Annotated in this window: 2 protein-coding genes; one reads left to right on the forward strand and one right to left on the reverse strand. The window is 74.5% G+C overall.

Translation table 11 applies throughout. The features are described from left to right. Positions 1-124 precede the first annotated feature (124 nt). A complete protein-coding gene (locus ABT160_RS46800; RefSeq protein WP_351656488.1) occupies positions 125-1798 on the reverse strand; it encodes a sulfite oxidase in 1674 nt (557 codons plus the stop codon). A 150-nt stretch (positions 1799-1948) separates the two neighbouring features. Here ABT160_RS46800 and ABT160_RS46805 point away from each other — a divergent pair, with 150 nt between their 5' ends. Continuing rightward, positions 1949-2200, forward strand: a complete 252-nt coding sequence (locus ABT160_RS46805; RefSeq protein WP_351656490.1) for a hypothetical protein — start codon at positions 1949-1951, stop codon at positions 2198-2200. Positions 2201-2249 lie beyond the last annotated feature (49 nt).

The raw sequence follows: 2249 nt of genomic DNA on the forward strand, positions 1-2249 counted from the left end.
ACCCCCACCCCGGGCGGGGGGTCACCCCGGGGGGGGGGTGGGAGCTCCCCCCGTTGGCGGGCGGTGGGGTGCCGGGCGCCGCCCCCCCCCCCGCGACCGGGCCACGCCCCTCCACGCCCACGCCCTAATCGACGGTGACGACCACCGTGTGCCAGCCCGAGGCGCCGTCCGGGATGGTCCGGGTGCGCTTGTCGGTCTGCGTCCGGCCGGTGCGGTCGGTGGCCCGCACGGTGAGCGTGTGACTGCCCTTCTGCGCCTGCCAGGGCCAGGACCACTGGCGCCACGTGTCGCGCGTGTCCTCGGCGGCGAGGCGGGCCTCCTGCCACGGGCCGTCGTCGACGCGGACCTCGACCTTGTCGATGCCGCGGTGCTGCGCCCAGGCGACCCCGGCAACCATGACGGTGCCCGTCCCGGGGCGGGCGAACGGCTTGGGCGTGTCGATGCGGGACTGCGTCTTGATGGGGGCGCGCTGCGCCCAGTCCCGCTTGACCCAGTACGAGTCGTAGGTGTCGAACGTGGTGAGCTCGATGTCCTCGATCCACTTGCAGGCGGAGACGTACCCGTAGAGGCCGGGCACCACCATCCGTACGGGGAAGCCGTGCTCGAAGGGCAGCGGTTGTCCGTTCATGCCGACGGCCAGCAGCGCGTCGCGGCCGTCCATGACGTCCTCGACGGGACTGCCGATGGTCATGCCGTCCACGGACCGCGCGACCAGCTGGTCGGCGGGGCCGCCCTTCGACGGGGGCTTCACGCCGCAGCGGGCGAGGACGTCGGCCAGGCGCACGCCGATCCAGCGGGCGTTGCCGACGTACGGGCCGCCCACCTCGTTGGACACGCAGGTCAGCGTGATGTCCCGTTCGATCAGCGGCATACGCAGCAGGTCGTCGAAAGTGAGCGTGGCCTCCTTGTCGACGCCCTTGCCGTGGATGCGCATCCGCCAGCGCGTTGCGTCGACCTTGGGGACCACCAGGGCGGTGTCCACGCGGTAGAAGTCGCTGTTCGGCGTGGTGAACGGGCTGACCCCGGCGATGCGCAGCTGGGCGCCGCGCGGCACGGCGGCCGCGGCCGACACCGGTGCCGGAAGGACGACCTTCGTACGGGAGGCGACGGCGCCCTGTCCGCGCGAGCTGTTGAGCGACCGTCCCGCCAGGCCCGCCCCGGTCGAGGCGGCCGCGGCGGCGGTCGCCGCCACCAGGAAGCCGCGGCGGTCCCACCCGGACTCGCCCCCGTCCGTCCCGAGACCGGCGGTGGCCGGCTCCTCCGTCGCGGCGGACGCGGCGTCCGGGCCGTCGCCGACCGCGCCCTCGACCGCCGGCCCAGGGTGCCGTTCGCGCGTACCGAGGCGCCCGATCAGTCCGTACAGCAGCAACGCTCCGACGACCGCTCCGACGACGGAGGGGAGGGCGTCGGTGGCGCTGGTGGAGTCGGCGCGGCCGGTGGCGGCCAGCGCGCCCACGACGCCGAAGACCAGCACCCCGAGCGCTCCCGGCAGGCGCCACCGCGTCGCGAGCGCGCCCAGGGCCAGGGCCAGCACGCTGAGCACCGCGAGGATGCCGAGCTGGAGGACCAGCTTGTCGTTCGTGCCGAACTGCCGGATCGCCCAGTCCTTGACCGCGGGGGGCGTACGGTCGATCGCCGCGCCGCCCACGGCGATGACCGGTCCGGACTCCGGCCGGACGGCGGCGGACACCAGCTCGGCGACGGCGATGGCCGCGTACCCCGAGAGCAGTCCGCTGAGCGCGCCCAGCGCGAGTCGTGTGAAACCGCCGACCGGGCGGCGCGTTGCGTCGTGAACCATGTAGGGGATCCGTACCGGCGGGCCGTCCGGATTGGTCGCTCACACGATCGGGGGCCGTACGGGGTGAATTGCCGGCCGCCTCCAAGCCCGCCCACCCCTCGCGCCGAATAACGACGGGGCCGAACGGTTCGAGGACGAGAGGGGCGCGCCGTGAGAACGGAACACACGGGATTACGTCGTCTGCGTCGCTGGTGCACGACGCGGTGGACCACCACCGCACGCACCGTCGCGCACAAGGGCACGGACGCGCGTGCGCCGTGCGCGGAGACCTGGGCGGACGGAGCCTTCGACGGGCGCCCGGGCCCCGTGCGGGCCGAGCCGCCGGCGTGGCTGAAGGACGCGGTGATGGACGCCATCCACGACGTACCGCAGCTCCCGCCGGAGCACTCGCCCGACCGCTGACGCGCGTGACACGACCGGGCCGTTCGCCCCACCCGCACAGGGGTGGGGC

Origin of the sequence: Streptomyces sp. NPDC001941 (assembly GCF_040296945.1) — a bacterium.
In the GTDB taxonomy this organism is placed as follows: domain Bacteria; phylum Actinomycetota; class Actinomycetes; order Streptomycetales; family Streptomycetaceae; genus Streptomyces.